The following is a 19,905-nucleotide window of genomic DNA, read 5'->3' as shown; positions in this document are numbered from 1 at the left end:
TTAAGACGCGAGGATGGATGTTATGGCGGCGGATAACGGACAAGAAAACGGTCGGGTAGTCAGCGGTCGAATACCGGAGAGAACGCAACCCGTATTATACAGCTTGAAAATCGGATTTTTCGCCGGTTTGATCTGGGGGCTGGTTCGCTGGCTCGCTACGGCTTTGAATTTCACCAACGTGAGTCAAGCATTTTTGCTTGACCCGTTCGTGCCGCGCAAAATTATGGTCGGTTTCTATTGGCAGTTATCAGGCCTAGGGATGTTCATCTTGATGTCCTTGATCGCGGCGCTCGTTTACTTGGGAATCTTAGGTCGATTAAGCGGTCCATGGCCGGGCTTGTTATTCGGAGCCGTATGGTGGGCGATGGCGTATGCATGGCTTGGCCCGCTGACCGGCGCCGTACCGCCGCTCAAAGAAATCGGTTGGAGTAGCATTGCGACCGATTTTTGTCTCTTCCTCATGTGGGGTTTGTTTATCGGGTTCAGTATTGCGTTCGAGTTGCACGACGAAGCGGGGCGCGAACCTCTGAACAAGTCGGCGAAAGGATCGCCGCAACCGAACTCATGATCCTGCAAGCGACGCTTTCTCGGCGATGGGCAATTATGTTACAATGTCTGATGAACTTTACTCGGCCAATCGTCGTCCTGGCTTGATCGGGTTATGGCCGGGAACGGGAGGAGACAATCGGACATGCTAAGCATTTTGGTCGTGAACGGCCCCAACTTAAACATGCTCGGAATTCGCGAGCCGGGCGTCTACGGAGTCGCTACGCTTGCGGAGATTCAGATGAGATTAACCGAGCTCGGCAAGCAAGTGGACGCCGAATTGCATTTCTTTCAGAGTAATCACGAAGGCGCGCTTTTGGACGAGATCCATGCGGCTTACGGGAAGCACGATGGCATCCTGATTAATCCCGGCGCATTGACCCACACGAGCTACGCATTACGGGACGGGTTAGCCGCCGTCGGGCTTCCTTTCGTGGAAGTTCATCTATCGAACATTCATAAGAGAGAAGCTTTCAGACACGTATCCGTGACGGCTGCCGTAGCGCTAGGTCAGATTTCCGGTTTCGGCCCATTGAGCTACGAGTTGGGATTGCAAGCTTTGTGCCGCCACATCCAAGACAACCGATCCAACAAGTAAGTTTGGCTAGGGAGCATCGTACAGAAGCGAAAGCGAGGAATCATTTATGCCCAATTCAAGAGTTGCGTCGCTAAGAAAACTGATCGCCAAGTCAGAAGGAAGCGCTTTGCTCGTCACCCATCCGGTAAACCGCCGGTACTTGTCCGGCTTTACAGGCTCCTCGGGCGTCGTGCTGATTACGGCCGACCATGCCGCGCTCGTAACGGATTTCCGTTATCGGGAACAAGCGCCTCAACAGGCGCCAGGCTTCCAGATCGTCGAGCATGGGGCGGATATGAACGCGACGGTAGCGGATTTGCTCCGTCAATGGAACGTAGACGCGCTCCTGATCGAAGAACAGGATGTTACCTTCGCGACATACCGGACTATGGAGTCGGCCTTTACGCCCGTCAAGCTGCTGCCTTCCGAAGGCATCGTCGAGAAATTGCGGACGATCAAGGACGAGAGCGAGCTAGCGGTCATGCAGGAAGCCGCCGATCTAGCCGATCGCGCGTTCGCGCATATTCTCGGTTTTATCAAGCCGGGAATTAGCGAGAAGGCGGTCGCCCTGGAGTTGGAAGTGTTCATGCGTTCGCAGGGAGCGACCAGCTCGTCGTTCGATACGATCGTCGCTTCCGGGGAACGTTCGGCATTGCCTCATGGCACGGCCAGCGATCGGATCATCGGGCGGGACGAATTCGTGAAATTGGACTATGGCGCTTACTACAATGGCTATTGCTCCGACATTACGCGGACGATCGTCGTCGGCAAGCCGAGCGATAAGCACCGCGAGATCTACGAGATCGTCAAAGAAGCGCAACAGCACGCACTGGATCAACTCCGTCCCGGCATGACGGGAGTCGAAGGAGATGCCTTGACGAGGGATATCATCACAAGGTATGGTTATGGAGAATATTTCGGCCATGGGACGGGCCACGGACTCGGGATGGAAGTCCACGAGGCGCCGCGGTTATCCAAGACGGGTAATACCGTTCTGGCCCCCGGAATGGTAGTTACGGTCGAGCCCGGCATTTATTTGCCCGGTTTCGGAGGAGTGCGAATCGAGGATGACGTCGTCATTACCGAGAGAGGCATTCGGATTCTGACCAGCTCGCCTAAACATCTGATCACGCTGGACTAATTATGGAGCAAAGTCTCCGCAGGAGGAGTAAATAAGTGATTTCCGTTAACGAATTCAAAACAGGCTTGACCATCGAAGTGGAAGGCGGACTCTATACGGTCCTTGATTTCCAACACGTAAAACCAGGCAAAGGCGCGGCGTTCGTTCGCTCCAAGCTCAAAAACCTGAAGAACGGCAACGTCGTGGAGAAAACGTTCCGCGCGGGCGAGAACGTCGTTCGCGCCCACGTCGAGAACCGCGCGGTTCAATACCTCTACAATTCCGGTTCGGAATATACGTTCATGGATAACGAAACGTTCGATCAATTCGAACTGACGAAAGACCAACTGGAATGGGAAGTTAACTTCCTTACGGAGAACATGACCGTTAACATCTCCAGCTACCAAGGCGAGATGATCGGAATTACGATTCCGAACAGCGTCGATCTGAAAGTCGTTGAAGCCGAACCGGGAATCAAGGGCAGCACGGCGACCGGCGCGACGAAATCCGCCAAGCTCGAAACGGGCTTCTCGGTACAAGTTCCGCTCTTCATCAACGAAGGCGACGTCTTGTCCATCGATACGCGCGAAGGCAAATACATTTCCCGCGCTTAATCCGATACGGAAGATGAATTCCCGTTAATCGTAATTTATTGCGATGACGGGAATTTTTTTTATTTTTGGGCCAATATAATTGTGCTATAATATAATGCTGTATGCAGATGTTCACTTGGGGAGTGACTACCGGTGTCTTTAATAGTAATGAAATTCGGCGGGAGTTCCGTCGGAACGACCGAACGGATGAGTCGAGTCGCGCAGCGCATTATCGAGAAAAAGCTGCAAGGCGACCGCGTGGTCGTCGTCGTATCCGCTATGGGCGATACGACGGATGATCTCATCGACAAAGCGAACGAAATTAACGATAAACCGCCCGCGCGCGAGATGGATATGCTGCTCACGACCGGCGAACAAATATCGGTCGCCTTGCTGTCGATGGCGATCCATAAGCATGGGCACGAAGCAAGATCCTACACGGGATGGCAAGCCGGAATCGTCACGGAATCGGTGCACGCCAAAGCTCGGATCAGCGACATCTCTCCCGAGCGGATTTTCAGTGCGCTGGACGAAGGCAACATTGTCATCGTGGCAGGCTTCCAAGGCATGACGGAGAGCGGCGAGATCACGACGTTGGGACGCGGAGGCTCCGATACGACGGCAGTAGCGCTTGCGGCGGCGATCAAAGCGGACGTATGCGAGATCTATACCGACGTGGACGGGATTTATTCGACCGATCCGCGAGTCGTGAAATGCGCAAGGAAACTAAACGAAATTTCGTACGACGAAATGCTGGAATTGGCGCACTTGGGCGCCGCGGTGCTGCACCCGCGCGCGGTCGAATACGCGAAGCATAATAATGTGAACTTGGTCGTTCGTTCGAGCTTTACGCATAATGAAGGCACGTTGGTGAGGGAGGCCGCGGAAATGGAACAAGGCGTAGTCGTAAGAGGAATCGCATCCGATAAAAATGTAGCCCGCATTAGCGTGTTGGGCGTGGTTGATCAGCCGGGAACGCTGGCGAAAATGTTCGGAGCGCTTGCAAGTAACGGTATCGACGTCGATATTATCGTGCAAAGCGGCGTACAGGATGGCAAAGCCGACTTTTCGTTTACCGTCTCGCTGTCCGACCGCCAACGCGCGCTAGACGTAATTGCCGGCATTCAGTCGGAAGTTCCGTATCGCGAAGCGACATATGAAGAAGGTTTAGTAAAAGTGTCGATTGTAGGCGCGGGCATGGTGTCGAACCCAGGCGTGGCCGCGACGATGTTCAAGGCGATCTCGAGCGTCGGCGTTAGCATCAAGATGGTCAGCACTTCGGAGATCAAAGTAAGCTGCGTAATCGCGGCAGAGCAAGTGCAAGAAGTCGTACGCGCGTTACATACGGCGTATGGGCTGGACACGGCGGAGACGGCTTACGTCGGCGGACCGCAAGATCGTCGTTAATTTTTTGCTCGTCATTGTAAAAGGGCACTTCCGGAAATCGCGTGCGTTTTCCGGGGGCGCTCTTTTTTTTTGCTGCTTCGAAGCACTATTTTCCGATGATGAGTTGAATGAGCTTGATAAGGATCGCAGTCAATCCCGCTGCCATAAGCGGACCGACAGGGATACCCCTTAGAAGCAATACGCCTACGATGGAGCCGATGACGATGCCTACGATCAGTTGTGGATCCATTCTTAGCGTATCCAACCCCCGGCTGTTCAGATAGGCTCCGATAGCTCCGCCGGCAAGCGCCACCCAGCCTGTCCAGCCCGAGAATGCGACGGCGATATCCTTAGGTTGAATTCGGCCGGAAGCGAACGGGACGAGCACGGCCAACGTCAGGAAGAGCAAGCCGAGCTCGATGCCCCGTCGCTCGATGGTCGGTAAATAGCGTTCGAGGTGCGTCAGCTTTATGATGAGCAGGATGCACGCGGCTGTCGTGATGATCGACGATCTGCCGATAAGACCGATGACGATAAGCGCGACCAGCACAAGCTCTCCGTACATGCGATGAAAACCTCCCGGCCGATGGATGGAAAAGCGGTTGGTACACGATATGGAACAAGCCCCGAGTTTAGAACGCGAGGCTTGTTCGTCGTCTCTCAAGATCGATTCGGATCAAATCAAATCATATAGTCATAACAAGGCACTTGTTGCAGTTCGAACGTGTCGGATCTCAAGCCGCGGCGCATCGTCTCCAGCGTCAGAACGTCCTGCACCGGAATGTTGCCGAGATGTACGTTGGGTCCTAGCGAACGGATCAAATAAACTTGCTGTTCCTTCAGCGGAGCTTCCCAAACCACCCGATCCAAGTTGGGGACGGCGCTCAGTATCCGGGAAAGCTCGCCGTCCCTGCATTCTCCTTGCTCGTCGAACAAGCCGACTCCTTTGCCCGACTCCCTCGCTTCCACCGTAACCAGATCGGCTCCGCAAGCCCAATCCTGTTCGGCCGTTTCCGCGAAATCCCCAATGTCGATCCGCGAGCCGAACAGTTTTTTGCCGTATTCGGTAAATACCGTCAATCCTAAGCTTTTCGCGTCCCGAATCAAATCGCTTCTCGTCGTGCGGCTGATGCTTATCGTGCCGTCTGATACTTCGATTCCCGAATATCCGAGCTCCAGCACTTGGCGGAAGAAGCCTGGGATAAGATCCAGTCTTACCGCGACTTCAAGCAAGGTCCCGCCCGGAATGACCGTGATTCCGTGTCTGTTCGCCAGTTCGATCTTGCGCCTGAGAACTTTTAAGGGATAGAGGGGGGAAGTCCCGAAGCCGAATTTGATAATGTCGATATATTCACCGGACGTCTCGAGCATATCCTCGAAAGCTTGCACCCCGATGCCTTTATCGATGATCATCGTCCGACCTTCGGTGCGAGGTTTGGATTGCCGGCGACCGCTTGGATCCGACAATCCCTCGGGCCATTTGGTTTTTGACGTCATTAATGACATGTTCAGCTCTCCTCGTTGATACAAGGTGGAATTTTACAAGTCAATATATGCGCTTGCCTATTGGAAGGTGATCTCCAGGATCGGAGACCCGGAAAGTTCTTCTATCGACGAGACAAGTTATGGGAGGCTTGCGCATAGAGTTAAGAGAGGTTCGCAGAATGAGTGACGGGAGGAATCGATATGGATAAGGCGGCGTTCAGCATGGCTTTGCTGCGAGTGCTGTCGGGGAGCATCGAGATTACCGCGGCGATCGTCATGCTGCGGCTGAACGACGTGCAGAAAGCGCTGGCGGTTAATTCCATGCTTGCGCTTGTCGGGCCGCTCGTGCTGATCTCTACGACGGCAATCGGATTGGTCGGTATCGCGGACAAGCTGTCGCCCGCGAAGTTCGTCTGGATTCTCGCAGGCGTTGGATGCCTATTAATAGGGATTCTTAGGAAGTGAGGTTGCACGGCGCGGCCGGCCAAGCAGTCATAATCCCGTCGTCCAAGCATACATATGAAACAGCAATGACGAACATCTGGCGGAAAGGGGGAGCTTGCTTGCCACAACCCTTAATGGAGCTGTTCCCGACTTCTTTGCGTCTCGTGTTGGAGCAATTGCCCGCGGTCGCCAGAGAGTCGCTGGAAGAGATTCGCATTCGCGAAAATCGGCCGCTGGAGATCAGCTACGGAAGCCGATATTCGTTCGTGCGGGAAGACGGGACGCTCACGGAACAGGATCAGGGGGCATTCGTGCCGAGTAAAGAGCAATGCAGGGCGTTACTCGAAAGAGTGACGAATCATTCCATCTATGCCGTCGAGGAAGAACTGCGCAGAGGCTACATTACGGTTTCGGGCGGGCATCGCATCGGTCTCGCCGGAAGAACGGTGCTGGACAAAGGCGCCGTATCCCACCTGCGGGATATTGCCGGTTTCAACGTCAGGATCGCGCGCGCCAAAGTCGGTTTCGGAGCGCAGGTGTTGCCGGGATTGCTGGATCTTAAGGAGAGAACGATTCGACATACGTTAATCGTATCTCCTCCGCAGCAAGGGAAAACGACGCTGATCCGGGATCTTGCCCGATGCGTAAGCTCGGGGGAATGGCATCATCCGGCGGCTCGCGATTGGGGAAGCCGCAAAGTCGGCATCGTAGACGAACGTTCGGAGATCGCGGCTAGCGATCGCGGAGTTCCGACGTTCGATCTGGGACCGAGAAGCGACGTCCTCGATGCGTGTCCGAAAGCGGAGGGGATCATGATGATGGTTCGTTCGCTCTCTCCGGAAGTCGTCGTCGTGGACGAAATCGGGCGTCCGGAGGACGCGGACGCGATCTACGAAGCGATTCATGCTGGAGTTCGGGTATTGGCGACGGCCCATGCGTCGGATATGTCAGACGTATTCGCCAGACCGGTACTGTCCAAGCTCGCTGCGGACGGCGTGTTCGGATGTTACGTATTCTTGTCGCGTTCGGGCAAGAAAGTCGAGCACCGCATCGTTACGGCGGAAGAAGCCATGAGGGAGTCTTCCCGGCGTTCGAATCGCTCGTTCGGCGCATCGCCGAGGGATGATCCGTCGGAGAAACAATTAGGTCGTTGGACGGATCATCCGGTCCCGGGTACGTCGCCGGTCGCGCAAACGCACGTCAACGTTAAAGCGCGCACGATGCCGACGATTCGATCGCCGGCGATGATCGCGCCAAGGGGAGTCGACGATGATTAAATTCGCGGGCGTGCTACTCGTCTTGTTCGCCGGGACGATGATCGGCTTCTTGCAGGGCGCTCGCTTCGCGGCCAGGCCTCGCCAGATTCGCGAGCTGCTTCATGCGCTGCAACGGTTGGAAACGGAGATCGGCTACGGACAAACCCGTCTCCCGGAAGCTTTGGCTCGCATCGGCGGAATCCTGCCGCATCCGTTGTCGGAACTCTTCTTGAACATCTCGAGATCGCTCTCGCGGGATTCCGCGGAATCGGGCGAGACCGTCAGGGAAATCTGGGAGCGGGCGGTTCGCGACCATTGGCCGTCGACGGCGATGAGGAAGGCGGAGAAGGAAGCGTTGCTTCGTCTTGGCTCTACGCTAGGCGGAAGCGGTCGGGAAGATCAGCTCAAGCATATTCGGTTGGCATCGATCCAATTGCAGGCGGAAGAAGCATCGGCGCGGGACGATCAGCAGCGGTACGAGAAATTAAGCCGCAGCTTGGGCGTGCTCGGGGCTACTTTGGTCGTCATATTGATGATATAGCCAAGCCGAATCGAGCCAAGTCGAACCCTGATCCCAGGTGCGATCAGTTTAGGAGGCCAATACGATGAACATCGACATCAGCACCATATTCCAAATCGCCGGCGTCGGCATCATCGTGGCGATGATCCATACGGTGCTGAAGCAGATGGGCAAGGAAGATATGGCGCAATGGGTGACCTTGATCGGGTTCGTCGTCGTTCTGTTCATGGTCGTGCGCATGCTTAACGATTTATTCCAGGAGATCAAAACGATTTTCCTGTTCCAGTAGGTGATGCGCGTGAGCATTCTTCAGATCGTAGGAATCGGTTTTCTGGCCACCGTGCTGATTCTCGTCATCAGGGAACAAAAGCCGATGTTCGCTTATCTCCTTTCCGCATTCGTGGGCGTGGCGATCTTCCTGGCTTTCGTCGGGAAAATCGACAACGTAATTACCGTGCTAGAGGATTTGGCGGATCGATCGGGCATACCGACGGTGTACCTGAAGACGATGCTGAAAATTATCGGGATTGCCTACATCGCCGAGTTCGGCGCCCAAATCGTAAGGGACGCAGGGCTCGAAAGCATCGCTTCGAAAATCGAGTTTGCCGGAAAAATGCTTATTCTGGTCATGGCGGTACCCATCATCAGCGTCATCGTCGAAACGGTGCTGAATCTGTTGCCGGCTTGACGAGGGGCGGACGGGAGGGAGAACATGCGCTGGGAGAACAGGCTCGGGCAGACGGGAATAGAGAAGCGGGCCATGCTCCTGCTGTTCGTGCTCATGGTTTTCCTGATCATGGGGGATACGATCGCCAGCGCGAAAGCGAGCGCTTATCCGGACAAATCGACGTCGACGAATCAAGTCGCGGAGCCTTCTCTTGACAACGGTTTGTCGGGTCAATTGGCGCAGCAGCAGAGCGAGGACGTCGAGCTTGGACAAATCCAGAAATATTGGAACGACCTGAAAGGCCAATACGGAGGTTATTTCCCCGAAGGGAAATTGCCGGAGCTAAAGGAGCTCATGTTCCCTAGCGGCAAATCGCTCAGCGCGGGACAGGCAATGCTCGGACTGGCCAAGTTTTTCCTGCACGAGGTGTTATATAGCGGCAAACTGTTGGTCACGATCGTGTTGTTGACGGTGTTCACGATGCTGCTCGAGACGATGCAAAGCGCGTTTGAACGCAATGCGGTAAGCAAGGTCGCTTACGGCATCGCGTACATGGTTCTCATTATTTTGGCGGTGAACAGCTTCAAGACGGCGACGAGCTACGCGAGCGATGCGATCGGGAACATGGTGCAATTCATGCTTGCGATGGTTCCTCTGTTACTTACCTTGCTTGCGGGAACGGGAGGCGTCACTTCGGCGGCGGTGCTGCATCCGCTTATCGTCTTCATGATCCATACGATCGGCACGTTTATTCACCTCGTCGTGTTTCCGTTATTGTTCTTCTCGGCGGTGCTTCACTTGGTGAGCGCGATCAGCGACAAGTACAAAGCGACGCAACTGGCAAACCTGCTTCGTAACGTCGGAATCGGCATAATGGGCATTCTGTTGACCGTTTTCCTGGGCGTGTTATCCGTGCAGGGGGCGACCGGCGCGGTAACGGACGGCGTAGCGCTTCGGACGGCGAAGTTCGTAACGGGCAATTTCGTGCCCGTCGTCGGGAAGATGTTCTCCGACGCGACGGATACGGTCATGTCGGCCAGTTTGCTCGTGAAGAACGCGGTAGGGCTTGCGGGTGTTATCGTTCTGCTGTTTCTTTGCGCATTCCCAGCGCTCAAAATCTTGACGCTCGCGCTGATCTATAACTTGGCGGGAGCCGTCATGCAGCCGCTCGGCGATACGCCGATCGTTCATTGCTTGCAAACGATCGGCAAGACGCTTATCTACGTGTTCGCGGCATTGGCGTCGGTCGGATTAATGTTCTTCTTGGCGGTGACGATCATATTGACCGCGGGAAATGCCACTCTCATGATTCGTTGACCGGGAGGGGATCGTTCAATGGGGTTGATGGACGGCTTGTCGCATTGGCTTCGTCAGATTATCGCGGTCATCCTGCTTGCATCGCTAATCGATTTGTTGTTGCCCAACCGTACGATGCAGCGTTATGTCAGACTGGTCGCCGGGTTGTTCATTCTGATGACGCTCGCGACTCCGATCATGCACTGGATGAAAGGCGACTTCGATAGCAAGCTGGCGGCGGGGCTTAACTCGATCGAGTTAGAGCCTCGGAGCGCTCCGGATCAGCTTGCGATGATCGAAGAAGCGGGGGCTAAGCTGCGAAATAAGCAGCAAGCCCAAGCAGCCGAGCTCGTCACCGCGAGATTGGAAGCATCGATCAGGAGCGAAGTGGAGCAAAGCGAGCATCGGGGAGTGAGCAAAGTAGACGTAAAGCTTGAGCGCCGAAACGACGGCTCGATGGATGTCGCCAAGGTCGTCGTTTCGCTCGAACCCGCGCCGGTTCAAACAACGAGTCCGGACGCAAGTTCGTCTCCCGGCGCCTCGGCTGCGAATTCCGTCCAAGAAATGCAACCGGTAACTCCGGTAGACATTCGGATCGAAGTCGAAACGTGGCCGACAGGGGATGAAGCGGGGGCCTCCGGCGGTAAGCAAGCCGATAAGGCGGCAAGCGCCGCGGTCGAGGAAGAAGCGGATCGGGTGACGAGCTCGCGCATATCCGCGCTCATCGCCAGCCGTTTCGGAATCGCGACGAACGCGGTTGAAGTGAAAACGCCGAAAACCGCCGCCGAAGCAAAATGAAGCGCAATAACGGGGGTGCGATATGGCCAAGTGGCTGCAGCAACTGGAATCTTTCATTGGCGGAGGTTCGGGAGGACCGCGCAGAGTCAAAGCGTTCCGGTGGCTCGTGCTGATCGGGTTAATCGGCGCCGCCATGCTGCTCGCGGCATCTTTCATGAACGTGAAGAAATTGGATCCCTCTCAAAATCCCGATCTGTCCCCGCCGAGGGACGAAGATATTCAGCAGCAGCCGGCCTTCATGGGCGGAGGCGACGTCAAGACGTCATCCTTCACGGACATCGAGACCGAGATCGAAGGGCGCTTGAAGGATTTGCTGGAAAAAATCGTAGGCGTCGGAACGGTGACGGTGATGGTGACGGTCGACTCGACGGAGGAAACGGTCGTGCAGTTGAACGAGAAAACGATGCAGACCCTTACCGAGGAAACCGATCGCAACGGCGCCAAGCGTCATATTACCGACATCACCAAGGACGGCCAGGTCGTGTTATATGAAGTGTCCTCGGGCATTCAAGCGCCCATCGTCGTGAAGAAGCTTAAGCCGCGCATTCGCGGCATCTCGATCGTCGCCAGCGGAGCGGAGAACGCGACCGTGCACAGGCTGATCGCCGAAACGGTGTCGCGCGGGCTGGACGTCCCGATCCACAGGATCGCCGTCGTCCCCCGCAAAAGTTGATAATCAATTCAATTCATGAAACCCGGGAGGAATCGAACGATGAACAACAAACGCCAAACCATATGGTTAGTATCGATGCTGAGCTTGATGGTGATTTTGTCGGCCTATTACTTATTTACGGAGGATGCTCCGAAGACGGGCAGCACGGCTAGCGGTCTCAACCAGTCTCAATTGACGGGCAAAGACAAGACGAACGCGGCCAATCCGGACGGCATCGCGATCACGGAAGTCGATCAAACGACAGACGAACTGACCGGCGTAACGGCAACCGGAACGGGCAAAGGAACGGATACGGGCAGCAAAGCGGCATCCGGAACCGACGATAGCGGCCTGTCACCGGAAGATCAGCAAGTGTTGAACGGGATTTCGAGCGCTACGGGGAACCAACGGCTGGAGCAAATGCTGTTGGAGCAACGCGATAAAGTAAGCGCGACCTCCGAGAAGCTGAACGCGATTATCGGCAATACGAAAGTAACCCCGGAAGAAGCGCAGAGCGCGGCCGAGCAGCTAAGCCGTCTGGAAGAAACGGACGAGCGGATCACGAGCTTGCAGACGAAGTTGCTTAAAGATTACGATAATGCCGTCGTCGACGAAGAGGATTCGAACTTCAACATTATCGTGCTCAGCGAGAAGCTCGAGAAAAAACAAGCGATCAAAATCCTCGACTTGGCTACGAAGGAACTTAACGTAACCCCGGATCGCGTATCGATTCAATACGTTCAACAATAAAAGCAACGATAGAGGCGCCGATCGTAACGCGGCCTTAACGAGGGGACCCTCGAACGTAGATGATCATCTACTTCGGGACGGTCCCCTCGCCCGTTGCCTGAAGCCAATGGGAATGCCTCCGAGCATAACTCTTTCCATTTCGGTCGATTATGGTATAATAGTTCCGTTGTGGACATGCTTTCTTCAGACGGGGAATCCCGAATCAAGGAGTGACCGAGAATGTTTAAGTTGAGCGAAATTAAAGAATTGATCAAATTAGTAGACCAAACAACCGTACATGAATTGGAAATTGAGAACGAAGGAATGCGCTTGTCGATTCGCAAACCGGGTCGCACAGAAGTGGTTAACGTGCAAACCCCACACCTTTCTCATACATACCTGCCACAAGTTGCGGCTCCGACGGCGCCTGCGGCTCCGGTCGCGGCAGCGCCTGAAGCCAAAGCGGCAGCGGACGATTCCCACCTTCATCGGATCGTATCGCCTATGGTGGGTACTTTCTACCGTTCACCGTCCCCGGACGCGTCCTCGTTCGTGAATATCGGAGACCGCGTGTCCGATAAGTCCGTCGTGTGCATCCTCGAAGCGATGAAGCTGATGAATCCGCTCGAAGCGGAAGTGAAGGGCGAGATCGTGGACATTCTCGTGGAGAACGGACAGCTTGTCGAATTCGGCCAACCGCTGTTCCTAGTGAAGCCGGAATAATCCCGAGGAGGATTTCATCTTGAAATTTAATAAGGTTTTGGTTGCCAATCGCGGAGAAATCGCGGTAAGAATCATTCGCGCATGCCGGGAGCTCGGTATTAGCACCGTTGCGGTGTATTCCGAAGCGGACCGGGAATCGTTGCACGTACGGTTGGCCGACGAAGCGTATTGCATCGGGCCGACCGCTTCCAAAGACAGTTATTTGAATTTGACGAACATTATGAGCGTCGCTACGCTGACCGACTGCGATGCCATCCATCCGGGATACGGATTCCTTTCAGAAAACGCTGATTTCGCGGATATTTGCGAAACTTGCAATATTACGTTTATCGGACCCTCTTCCGTGGCGATCAGCCGCATGGGAGACAAATCGGTCGCCAAGCAAACGATGAAAGACGCCGACGTGCCCGTTATTCCGGGATCCGACGGATTGCTCGAAGATTTGGACGACGCGATTCGCGTCGCCCGGAACATCGGCTATCCCGTCATCATCAAAGCGACGGCGGGCGGAGGCGGACGAGGCATTCGGATCGCCGAGAACGAAGAGATGCTCGTTCGCGAGATCTCGACAGCCCAGCAGGAAGCGGAGAAAGCATTCGGCAACGCGGGCGTATACCTCGAGAAATTGTTGACCGGCATGAAACACGTCGAGATCCAGATTATCGCCGACAAGCACGGCAACGTCGCGCACCTCGGCGAGCGGGATTGCTCCGTGCAACGCCGTCGCCAGAAGCTCGTCGAAGAGGCGCCATGCTCGATCATGACTCCGGAATTGCGGGAGCGGATGGGTCAGGCTTCCGTTCGGGCCGCGCGCGCGGTGAATTATTCCGGCGCCGGTACGATCGAGTACTTGCTCGGACCGGACGGACAATTCTACTTCATGGAGATGAATACCCGCATTCAGGTCGAGCATCCGGTAACCGAGATGATCACGGGCATCGACTTGATCAAGGAAATGATCGCCGTTGCAGAAGGCGCTCCGCTTTCCTTTAAGCAAGAGGACGTGAAATTGAACGGCTGGGCAATCGAATGCCGCATTAACGCGGAAGATTCCGAGCGTAATTTCATGCCGTCCGCGGGACGTATCGGTTTTTATTTGCCGCCGGGCGGACCCGGAGTGCGAGTGGATAGCGCAGCTTATCCGCAATACGTCATTTCCCCGCATTACGATTCCATGATCGCTAAGCTGATCGTATGGGCTCCAACGCGGGAAGAAGCGATCGCGCGTACGCGCAGGGCGTTAAGCGAATTCATGGTCGAAGGCGTCAAAACGACGATTCCGTTCCATCAGAAGCTCATGAATCATCCGATTTTCGCTAAAGGTACGTTCGACATTAAATTCCTGGAAGACCATGACATTAACGGCGAAGCTTAGTCGTCTCCGGGAAACGGATATTCGATTTATTTTCGGGTCAAGCGTTTGTCATAATAATCCGGGAATGCTATATTTATAAGTAGTGAAGGCGAATGCTCGGACTTACTCCGATTTGGTCCGCGCATGTGGAGGTGGAACTACGCATGGAAATGTTAGCCCCGGACTATGAGCGCACGGATATGGGCACCATCGAGATCGCCCCGGAAGTCATCGAGGTGATCGCCGGATTGGCAACGGTGGAGGTCGATGGCGTCGCGGGCATGAGCGGCGGGCTTACCTCGGGAATCGCCGAATTGTTAGGACGCAAGAATTTGTCCAAAGGCGTGAAGGTAGAGGTAGGTCAACGCGAAGCCGCAGTCGACGTATCGATCATCGTTCAGTACGGACGCAAAATACCGGAAGTATCTACTGAAATTCAACGCAACGTCAAACGCTCGATCGAGACGATGACCGGACTGAACGTAGTAGAAGTCAACGTACATATTCACGACGTTCACTTCAAGACGGGCGAGAAGCCCGATGAAGATGAAACCAATGTACGTGTCCGATAATGACGAGACCGCAACCTGATTTCCGCGGTAACGGCAAAACCCCGGTCTGCGGATGACGGCCCTCTGACGAGAATTTCCTTCAGGGAACTCTCGCAGAGGCCTTTTCGCAAGTCGGGGACATTTTCGTATAACCAGGATCGGGGAGGTTCTTAACGTTGATTAAAGTGTTGGACAGGCTGCTTCTCTTCTTGTATAGCTTTGCGATATGGGCCGCTTCCGTCGTGGTGATCGTGGCCGCAAGCGGCGGGTTTTCCGAGAAATGGATGAAAGATTTCATATCCGAGATGACGGGCGAATCCCGCGTTGTGCAAGGATCGGTGCTCGGTGTCGCCATTATCGTATTCGTAGTAAGCATAAGATTTTTGATCGTTTCCGTTAAACGCGAGAGGCACAATGGTCCGTCCATTAACCAAAGGACGGAGCACGGCGATATTCGCATCTCAGTGGAAACCGTCGAAAACTTGGCTTTGAAAGCCGCATCGCGCACTCGCGGCGTGAAGGATCTTCGGGCCCGCGTCAGAGTGTCGGAGGCTGGACTCGGCATCATGATCCGAGCTTTCGTGGACGGGGAAGGGTCGATTCCGACGTTATCCGAGGAAATGCAACGAACGGTCTCGCAGCAAATCGAAGAGGCAACGGGCATTCCGGTTGCGGAAGTGTCCGTGTTCATCGCGAACGTTACGCAATCGCCTACTACGTATAAGAGCCGTGTAGAATAGGGGGAGAACCGCCTATGTGGAGAGAATGGGCGGCAACCTACGGCGGAAGAACGCTGGGGGTTGCGGCGGGTCTCTTTTTCGGCATCATTTATTTAATCAGCGGTTTTTGGGACATGCTGTTCTGCGCTTTGCTCATTGGCATAGGTTATTGGATAGGTAAGCACAAGGACGATAGGCGGGGTCCGCTTTTTCCGTGGGAAAAACTGACGGATTGGGTGGCCGACCGCTGGCCTTGGTCGCGATAATCCCTGTGAATGTTCTTGCCCGGGCAGTGACCGCGGAGCGCTTAGCTCCGCAGGTTCCGATGGAGTAGACGCTCATGGGTTTTTTTGTTTTTACGAAGTAGCATAATATAAGGATAGGGCTTGAACGATTAGAAGCATTCGGGAGGACTCATGAAGCGCAGACTTGCTAGGGAAATCGCGGTACAAAGCCTGTACCAAGTAGAGATGAACGGCGTGACGGGCGACGAGGCCGTCAACATGGTGATGGATGAAGCGCGCCAGGAAAACGAAATCGGAACGGATGTGGCGGAGCTGGCCAACATCGATGCTTTCACGCGCGAATTGGTGCATGGCGTGCAAGAGAAGCAGGAGCTTATCGACCAGAAGCTAGTCGTGTATTTGACGGGATGGCAAGTGGACAGATTATCGCGGGTCGATCGTCAGATTTTGCGGCTTGCCGCCTATGAAATGATGTTCCGCCAAGAAGTTCCGCCTAAAGTCGTCATTAACGAAGCGATCGAGCTCGCCAAGCATTTCGGTTTGGAGGAGAACGGCAAATTCGTTAACGGCGTGCTTGGACGGATGCTAAGGGAAAGAGAAGAAGAGCAGACGCCAGAGGGGGATAAACCGTGAGCGCACAAATCATTTACGGGAAACAAATATCCGATTCGATCCGCGAAGAGTTGAAGGTGGAAGCCGAAAGCCTGAAACAAAAAGGCGTAACGCCAGGTCTTGTCGTCATTATCGTGGGGGCGGACCCGGCTTCGCAAGTGTACGTGAGGAACAAAGCGAAAGCTTGCGAGCAACTAGGTTATTACTCGGAAGTCGTGGAGCTTCCGGCGGATACGACTCAGGAGCGCTTGCTCGGACTCATTCAACAATATAACGGGAATAACGCGATTCACGGCATTCTCGTACAATTGCCGCTTCCCAAGCACATCGAAGAGAAGACGATCATCGACGCGATCGCGGTCGAGAAGGACGTCGACGGCTTCCATCCCCAAAGCGTAGGCAATCTGATGATCGGGGACGATGCCTTACTGCCTTGCACCCCGCATGGCGTTATCGAACTGCTGAAGCGCACGGGCAATCATCCGGCGGGTAAGCACGCGGTCGTTATCGGCCGAAGCAATATCGTAGGCAAACCGGTGGCTATGCTATTGCTACACGAGAACGCGACCGTAACGATCTGCCATTCCCGCACGCCGAATATCGTCGAGCTTGCCCGCCAAGCCGACATTCTGGTCGTCGGAGTCGGCGTTCCGAAGATGGTCAAGCAAGATTGGGTGAAGCCGGGAGCCGTCGTTATCGACGTCGGTATTAACCGAATGGACAACGGTAAGCTTTGCGGCGACGTGGATTACGACGACGTCGTTGACGTTGCCGGATGGATTACGCCCGTACCGGGCGGCGTTGGACCGATGACGATCACGATGCTGATGGCGAATACGCTGAAATCGGCGACTCGCACGCTTCGTTAGAGGAGGCTGGCCGAATGGAACCGGCTCGCGCGTTAAGCATTCGCGACATTAATCGCCTCATCAAGATGAAGCTCGAAGGCGATCCCGGACTCCAGGACATCTGGCTGAGAGGCGAAATCTCCAATTTTACGTTTCATTCCAGCGGCCATATGTATTTTACGCTGAAGGATGAGGGCGCACGGCTGAAATGCATCATGTTCGCCTCCTATAACCAGCGGCTTCCTTTCTCTCCCAAAGACGGAATGAAGGTGCTGACGCGCGGAGGCGTTTCCGTATACGAAAGAGACGGAGCTTACCAATTCTATGCGACCGCGATGCAGCCGGACGGAATCGGAAGCCTGTATCTCGCGTTCGAGCAATTGAAGAAAAAGCTAGAGTCGGAAGGATTGTTCGACGAGCGGGGGAAACGGCCGTTGCCTCGATATCCGCGGACGGTCGGCGTCATTACGTCTCCGACGGGCGCTGCCGTGAAAGATATACTGATTACGCTCGAACGCAGGAATCCGGGGGTAGCCGTTCTGCTGTATCCGGTGGTCGTGCAAGGGAAAAGCGCGGCTCCGGCCATCGTCAAGGCGATTCGGGAAATGAACGCGCTCGGAGAGCCGGACGTGCTCATCGTCGGACGCGGAGGCGGATCGCTCGAGGAGCTATGGGCGTTTAACGAGGAAACGGTCGCCAGGGCGATTCGAGCTTCCGCTATCCCGGTCATCTCGGCGGTGGGGCATGAGACGGACTTTACGATATCCGATTTTGCCGCGGATTTGCGGGCGCCTACGCCCACCGCCGCGGCGGAGCTTGCCGTCAGACATTCGGGAGAGCTTAAGCAAGGGCTTGTCCATCTGGAGCAGCGCATGGCGAAATCTCTGGGCGGACTGCTCGCTAGAGCGCGGGAAAGATGGCAGCATGCGGCCAGGTCCCCGTATTTCACGCAGCCCCGAAGGAGTTTGCTCGTTCAAGCCGAGCGGCTGGATCGCTTGCGGGACCGGTTGCAATATCGGATGCAAAGCGCACATGCCCGGTCGGCGGATAAGTTGTCCCGACTGAGCGGCAGACTGTCTGCGGTTAATCCTGGACGCCAGGCGGCGTTAGCGCGTCAACGGGTTGCTTCCGCGGCGCGCGGCTTGGAAATGGCGATGAACGGAATCTTGCGTCAACGTCAAAGCCAATTCGGCTCCGTCGTGCGCCATTTGGACGCGCTAAGTCCGCTTAAGATCATGGGTCGAGGATATAGCCTAGTCTATGACGAACAACAGAAGTCGTTGATTCGGTCGATCTGCGAAGTGCAGCCCGGCGATATCGTCCGCGTGCGATTGACGGACGGGAAATTGGATTGCCAAGTCTGGGGCATTCAAGGGGAGGAACAGTCGAATGGCTAAGAACGGATCGAAGACGGTATCGCAGGCAACGGACGATGCGGAAACAAGCGTTCCGGCAATCAGTTTTGAGCAAGCGATGGAGAAGCTGGAGTCGATCGTCGCGAAGCTCGAGAGCGGAGACGTGCCGCTGGAAACGGCGATCGAACTGTTTCAAGAGGGAATGAGCTTATCCAAGTTATGCGGGAATAAGCTGGAACAAGTGGAACGCCGGATCGAAATGCTGGTCGAGGGCGATGCGGGATTGCAGCGCAAGCCTTTCGCGGACCAAGCATAAACGGGCGGCAGTCGCCGTCTTATGTCGGCGCGCAACGTTTAGTAGATTGAGGGGTAATGACGTGACGACTGCCGAGAATATACATACTTATTTACAATCGCGCCGGGAATGCGTGGAGAGCGCGCTGCGGTCGGTGTTTCCTTCCGGATGGACGGTTCCCGCCACGCTGCGGGAGGCGATGGATTACTCGCTGCTCGCGGGGGGCAAGCGGCTTCGCCCGATTCTGGTGCTGGCCGCGGCCGAAGCGGTAACGGGAGACGAAGGAGGCGCGTCCGACCGGGCGATGCCGTTCGCTTGCGCGGTGGAGATGATCCATACGTATTCGCTCATCCACGATGATCTTCCGGCGATGGATAACGACGATTTCCGTCGCGGACGGTTAACGAACCACAAAGTATTCGGCGACGCGATGGCCATTCTAGCCGGCGACGGCTTGCTCACCCATGCGTTCTACGTCGCGGCTCAGGCTTCGAAATTAGGCGTGCCGGCCGATAAAGTGCTGGCTGTCACGGAAGAGCTCGCGAGGTTCGCCGGATTGCCCGGCATGGTCGGCGGTCAAGTCGCCGATATGCTGGGAGAGCAGGGAGTTACGTCTCTTGAACAGTTGGAGTACATTCACCTGCACAAGACGAGCGACTTGATCCGGTTTTCGTTGCGCGCCGGTGGTTATGCATCGGATGCGGACGAAAAGCAACTGGAAGCCTTCGGTTTGTTCGGTCGCAACGTCGGCCTTGCATTCCAGATTCAAGACGATATATTGGATTTAACAGGTACCGAGGCGAAGCTCGGCAAGCCCGTGAAGAGCGACGAACGGCAAGAGAAGGTGACGTACCCGTTCTTGCTCGGTCTCGAGGAGAGCCGGAAACGCGTGACGGAATTAACGAACGAAGCCGGCGAAGTGCTCTTGCAGGCCGGACTCGCGAACCCGGATCGCTTGATCGGTATCGCCGGATACTTGCTGAATAGAGATCACTAGACGCGTTGGCGTCGAAGCGAAGCAATCGCCGCCATGCAAACGCCTTATTGCCCCGATCGTAACGGGAGGACATAACTTCCGTCGCGGTTGGGGTTTGTCATGTTCCGGAGACCTTTCGCGGGAGAGCGCCGAAGGTG

At 55.3% G+C, this 19,905-nt stretch carries 26 protein-coding genes; 24 read left to right on the top strand and 2 right to left on the bottom strand.

Going from position 1 to position 19,905, the window contains the following annotated elements; all coding sequences use genetic code 11:
- The first annotated feature begins 22 nt into the window (after positions 1-22).
- From D7Z26_RS04165 to D7Z26_RS04145, 5 genes are all read left to right on the top strand, one after another.
- On the top strand, positions 23-568 hold the full coding sequence (locus tag D7Z26_RS04165; protein ID WP_158602183.1) for a YqhR family membrane protein: 546 nt from the start codon (positions 23-25) through the stop codon (positions 566-568).
- A 123-nt stretch (positions 569-691) separates the two neighbouring features.
- Positions 692-1,144 carry a type II 3-dehydroquinate dehydratase gene (gene aroQ / locus D7Z26_RS04160; RefSeq protein WP_120974799.1) on the top strand — a complete coding sequence of 151 codons (453 nt, stop codon included), beginning with the start codon at positions 692-694 and terminating at the stop codon, positions 1,142-1,144.
- 46 nt (positions 1,145-1,190) lie between these two features.
- Positions 1,191-2,264 carry a M24 family metallopeptidase gene (locus D7Z26_RS04155; protein ID WP_120974798.1) on the top strand — a complete coding sequence of 358 codons (1,074 nt, stop codon included), beginning with the start codon at positions 1,191-1,193 and terminating at the stop codon, positions 2,262-2,264.
- 35 nt (positions 2,265-2,299) lie between these two features.
- The gene (gene efp / locus D7Z26_RS04150; RefSeq protein ID WP_120974797.1) at positions 2,300-2,857 is read left to right on the top strand and encodes an elongation factor P; all 558 of its coding nucleotides are present in this window, start codon (positions 2,300-2,302) and stop codon (positions 2,855-2,857) included.
- A gap of 132 nt (positions 2,858-2,989) precedes the next feature.
- The gene (locus D7Z26_RS04145) at positions 2,990-4,243 is read left to right on the top strand and encodes an aspartate kinase (protein ID WP_120974796.1); all 1,254 of its coding nucleotides are present in this window, start codon (positions 2,990-2,992) and stop codon (positions 4,241-4,243) included.
- A gap of 85 nt (positions 4,244-4,328) precedes the next feature.
- On the opposite strand, the gene D7Z26_RS04140 is transcribed toward D7Z26_RS04145, so the two are convergent.
- Together D7Z26_RS04140 and comA are read right to left on the bottom strand one after the other, a co-directional pair.
- Positions 4,329-4,787: a DUF441 domain-containing protein gene (locus D7Z26_RS04140; RefSeq protein WP_120974795.1), complete on the bottom strand. Its 459-nt coding sequence runs from the start codon at positions 4,785-4,787 to the stop codon at positions 4,329-4,331.
- Between the two features lie 116 nt (positions 4,788-4,903).
- A complete protein-coding gene (comA, locus tag D7Z26_RS04135) occupies positions 4,904-5,728 on the bottom strand; it encodes a phosphosulfolactate synthase (protein ID WP_120974794.1) in 825 nt (274 codons plus the stop codon).
- A gap of 180 nt (positions 5,729-5,908) precedes the next feature.
- Between comA and D7Z26_RS04130 the strand changes: the two genes are divergently transcribed.
- The 19 genes from D7Z26_RS04130 (at position 5,909) to D7Z26_RS04040 (ending at position 19,768) form a co-directional block, all read left to right on the top strand.
- Positions 5,909-6,172, top strand: coding sequence for a YqhV family protein (locus D7Z26_RS04130; RefSeq protein ID WP_120974793.1), 264 nt, complete (start codon positions 5,909-5,911; stop codon positions 6,170-6,172).
- Between the two features lie 98 nt (positions 6,173-6,270).
- Positions 6,271-7,428 (top strand): stage III sporulation protein AA, encoded by a 1,158-nt coding sequence (gene spoIIIAA / locus D7Z26_RS04125; protein ID WP_325050421.1) that lies wholly within the window; start codon positions 6,271-6,273, stop codon positions 7,426-7,428.
- Positions 7,421-7,948, top strand: coding sequence for a stage III sporulation protein SpoIIIAB (spoIIIAB, locus tag D7Z26_RS04120; RefSeq protein ID WP_120974791.1), 528 nt, complete (start codon positions 7,421-7,423; stop codon positions 7,946-7,948). Before spoIIIAA ends, spoIIIAB begins: the two co-directional genes overlap by 8 nt.
- A 64-nt stretch (positions 7,949-8,012) precedes the next feature.
- Entirely contained in the window at positions 8,013-8,216 is a 204-nt protein-coding gene (gene spoIIIAC, locus D7Z26_RS04115; RefSeq protein ID WP_120974790.1) for a stage III sporulation protein AC, read from the top strand.
- Positions 8,217-8,225: 9 nt separating this feature from the next.
- Positions 8,226-8,615 carry a stage III sporulation protein AD gene (gene spoIIIAD, locus D7Z26_RS04110; RefSeq protein WP_120975021.1) on the top strand — a complete coding sequence of 130 codons (390 nt, stop codon included), beginning with the start codon at positions 8,226-8,228 and terminating at the stop codon, positions 8,613-8,615.
- 24 nt (positions 8,616-8,639) lie between these two features.
- On the top strand, positions 8,640-9,911 hold the full coding sequence (spoIIIAE, locus tag D7Z26_RS04105) for a stage III sporulation protein AE (RefSeq protein WP_120974789.1): 1,272 nt from the start codon (positions 8,640-8,642) through the stop codon (positions 9,909-9,911).
- 18 nt (positions 9,912-9,929) lie between these two features.
- The gene (gene spoIIIAF, locus D7Z26_RS04100) at positions 9,930-10,688 is read left to right on the top strand and encodes a stage III sporulation protein AF (protein ID WP_120974788.1); all 759 of its coding nucleotides are present in this window, start codon (positions 9,930-9,932) and stop codon (positions 10,686-10,688) included.
- Positions 10,689-10,710: 22 nt separating this feature from the next.
- Positions 10,711-11,361, top strand: a complete 651-nt coding sequence (gene spoIIIAG / locus D7Z26_RS04095; protein ID WP_120974787.1) for a stage III sporulation protein AG — start codon at positions 10,711-10,713, stop codon at positions 11,359-11,361.
- 39 nt (positions 11,362-11,400) lie between these two features.
- The gene (locus D7Z26_RS04090) at positions 11,401-12,090 is read left to right on the top strand and encodes a SpoIIIAH-like family protein (protein WP_158602182.1); all 690 of its coding nucleotides are present in this window, start codon (positions 11,401-11,403) and stop codon (positions 12,088-12,090) included.
- Positions 12,091-12,309: 219 nt separating this feature from the next.
- Positions 12,310-12,792, top strand: a complete 483-nt coding sequence (gene accB, locus D7Z26_RS04085) for an acetyl-CoA carboxylase biotin carboxyl carrier protein (RefSeq protein ID WP_120974785.1) — start codon at positions 12,310-12,312, stop codon at positions 12,790-12,792.
- A 19-nt stretch (positions 12,793-12,811) separates the two neighbouring features.
- A complete protein-coding gene (gene accC, locus D7Z26_RS04080; RefSeq protein WP_120974784.1) occupies positions 12,812-14,167 on the top strand; it encodes an acetyl-CoA carboxylase biotin carboxylase subunit in 1,356 nt (451 codons plus the stop codon).
- Between the two features lie 143 nt (positions 14,168-14,310).
- The gene (locus D7Z26_RS04075; protein WP_120974783.1) at positions 14,311-14,718 is read left to right on the top strand and encodes an Asp23/Gls24 family envelope stress response protein; all 408 of its coding nucleotides are present in this window, start codon (positions 14,311-14,313) and stop codon (positions 14,716-14,718) included.
- A 155-nt stretch (positions 14,719-14,873) separates the two neighbouring features.
- Entirely contained in the window at positions 14,874-15,437 is a 564-nt protein-coding gene (amaP, locus tag D7Z26_RS04070; protein ID WP_120974782.1) for an alkaline shock response membrane anchor protein AmaP, read from the top strand.
- 14 nt (positions 15,438-15,451) lie between these two features.
- Complete coding sequence (locus tag D7Z26_RS04065; protein WP_120974781.1) at positions 15,452-15,682, top strand: DUF2273 domain-containing protein; 231 nt, start codon at positions 15,452-15,454, stop codon at positions 15,680-15,682.
- A 150-nt stretch (positions 15,683-15,832) separates the two neighbouring features.
- Positions 15,833-16,294 carry a transcription antitermination factor NusB gene (gene nusB / locus D7Z26_RS04060; protein WP_120974780.1) on the top strand — a complete coding sequence of 154 codons (462 nt, stop codon included), beginning with the start codon at positions 15,833-15,835 and terminating at the stop codon, positions 16,292-16,294.
- On the top strand, positions 16,291-17,142 hold the full coding sequence (folD, locus tag D7Z26_RS04055; RefSeq protein ID WP_120974779.1) for a bifunctional methylenetetrahydrofolate dehydrogenase/methenyltetrahydrofolate cyclohydrolase FolD: 852 nt from the start codon (positions 16,291-16,293) through the stop codon (positions 17,140-17,142). The genes nusB and folD overlap by 4 nt, the downstream gene beginning before the upstream one ends.
- 14 nt (positions 17,143-17,156) lie before the next feature.
- Entirely contained in the window at positions 17,157-18,518 is a 1,362-nt protein-coding gene (xseA, locus tag D7Z26_RS04050; RefSeq protein WP_120974778.1) for an exodeoxyribonuclease VII large subunit, read from the top strand.
- Complete coding sequence (gene xseB / locus D7Z26_RS04045) at positions 18,511-18,792, top strand: exodeoxyribonuclease VII small subunit (protein WP_120974777.1); 282 nt, start codon at positions 18,511-18,513, stop codon at positions 18,790-18,792. Before xseA ends, xseB begins: the two co-directional genes overlap by 8 nt.
- Positions 18,793-18,853: 61 nt before the next feature.
- Positions 18,854-19,768, top strand: coding sequence for a polyprenyl synthetase family protein (locus D7Z26_RS04040; RefSeq protein ID WP_233566603.1), 915 nt, complete (start codon positions 18,854-18,856; stop codon positions 19,766-19,768).
- Positions 19,769-19,905 lie beyond the last annotated feature (137 nt).

The sequence above is a fragment of the Cohnella endophytica genome, assembly GCF_003628305.1.
Taxonomy (GTDB): Bacteria; Bacillota; Bacilli; order Paenibacillales; family Paenibacillaceae; genus Cohnella; species Cohnella endophytica.
This window is presented reverse-complemented; position numbering and strand designations above follow the sequence as displayed.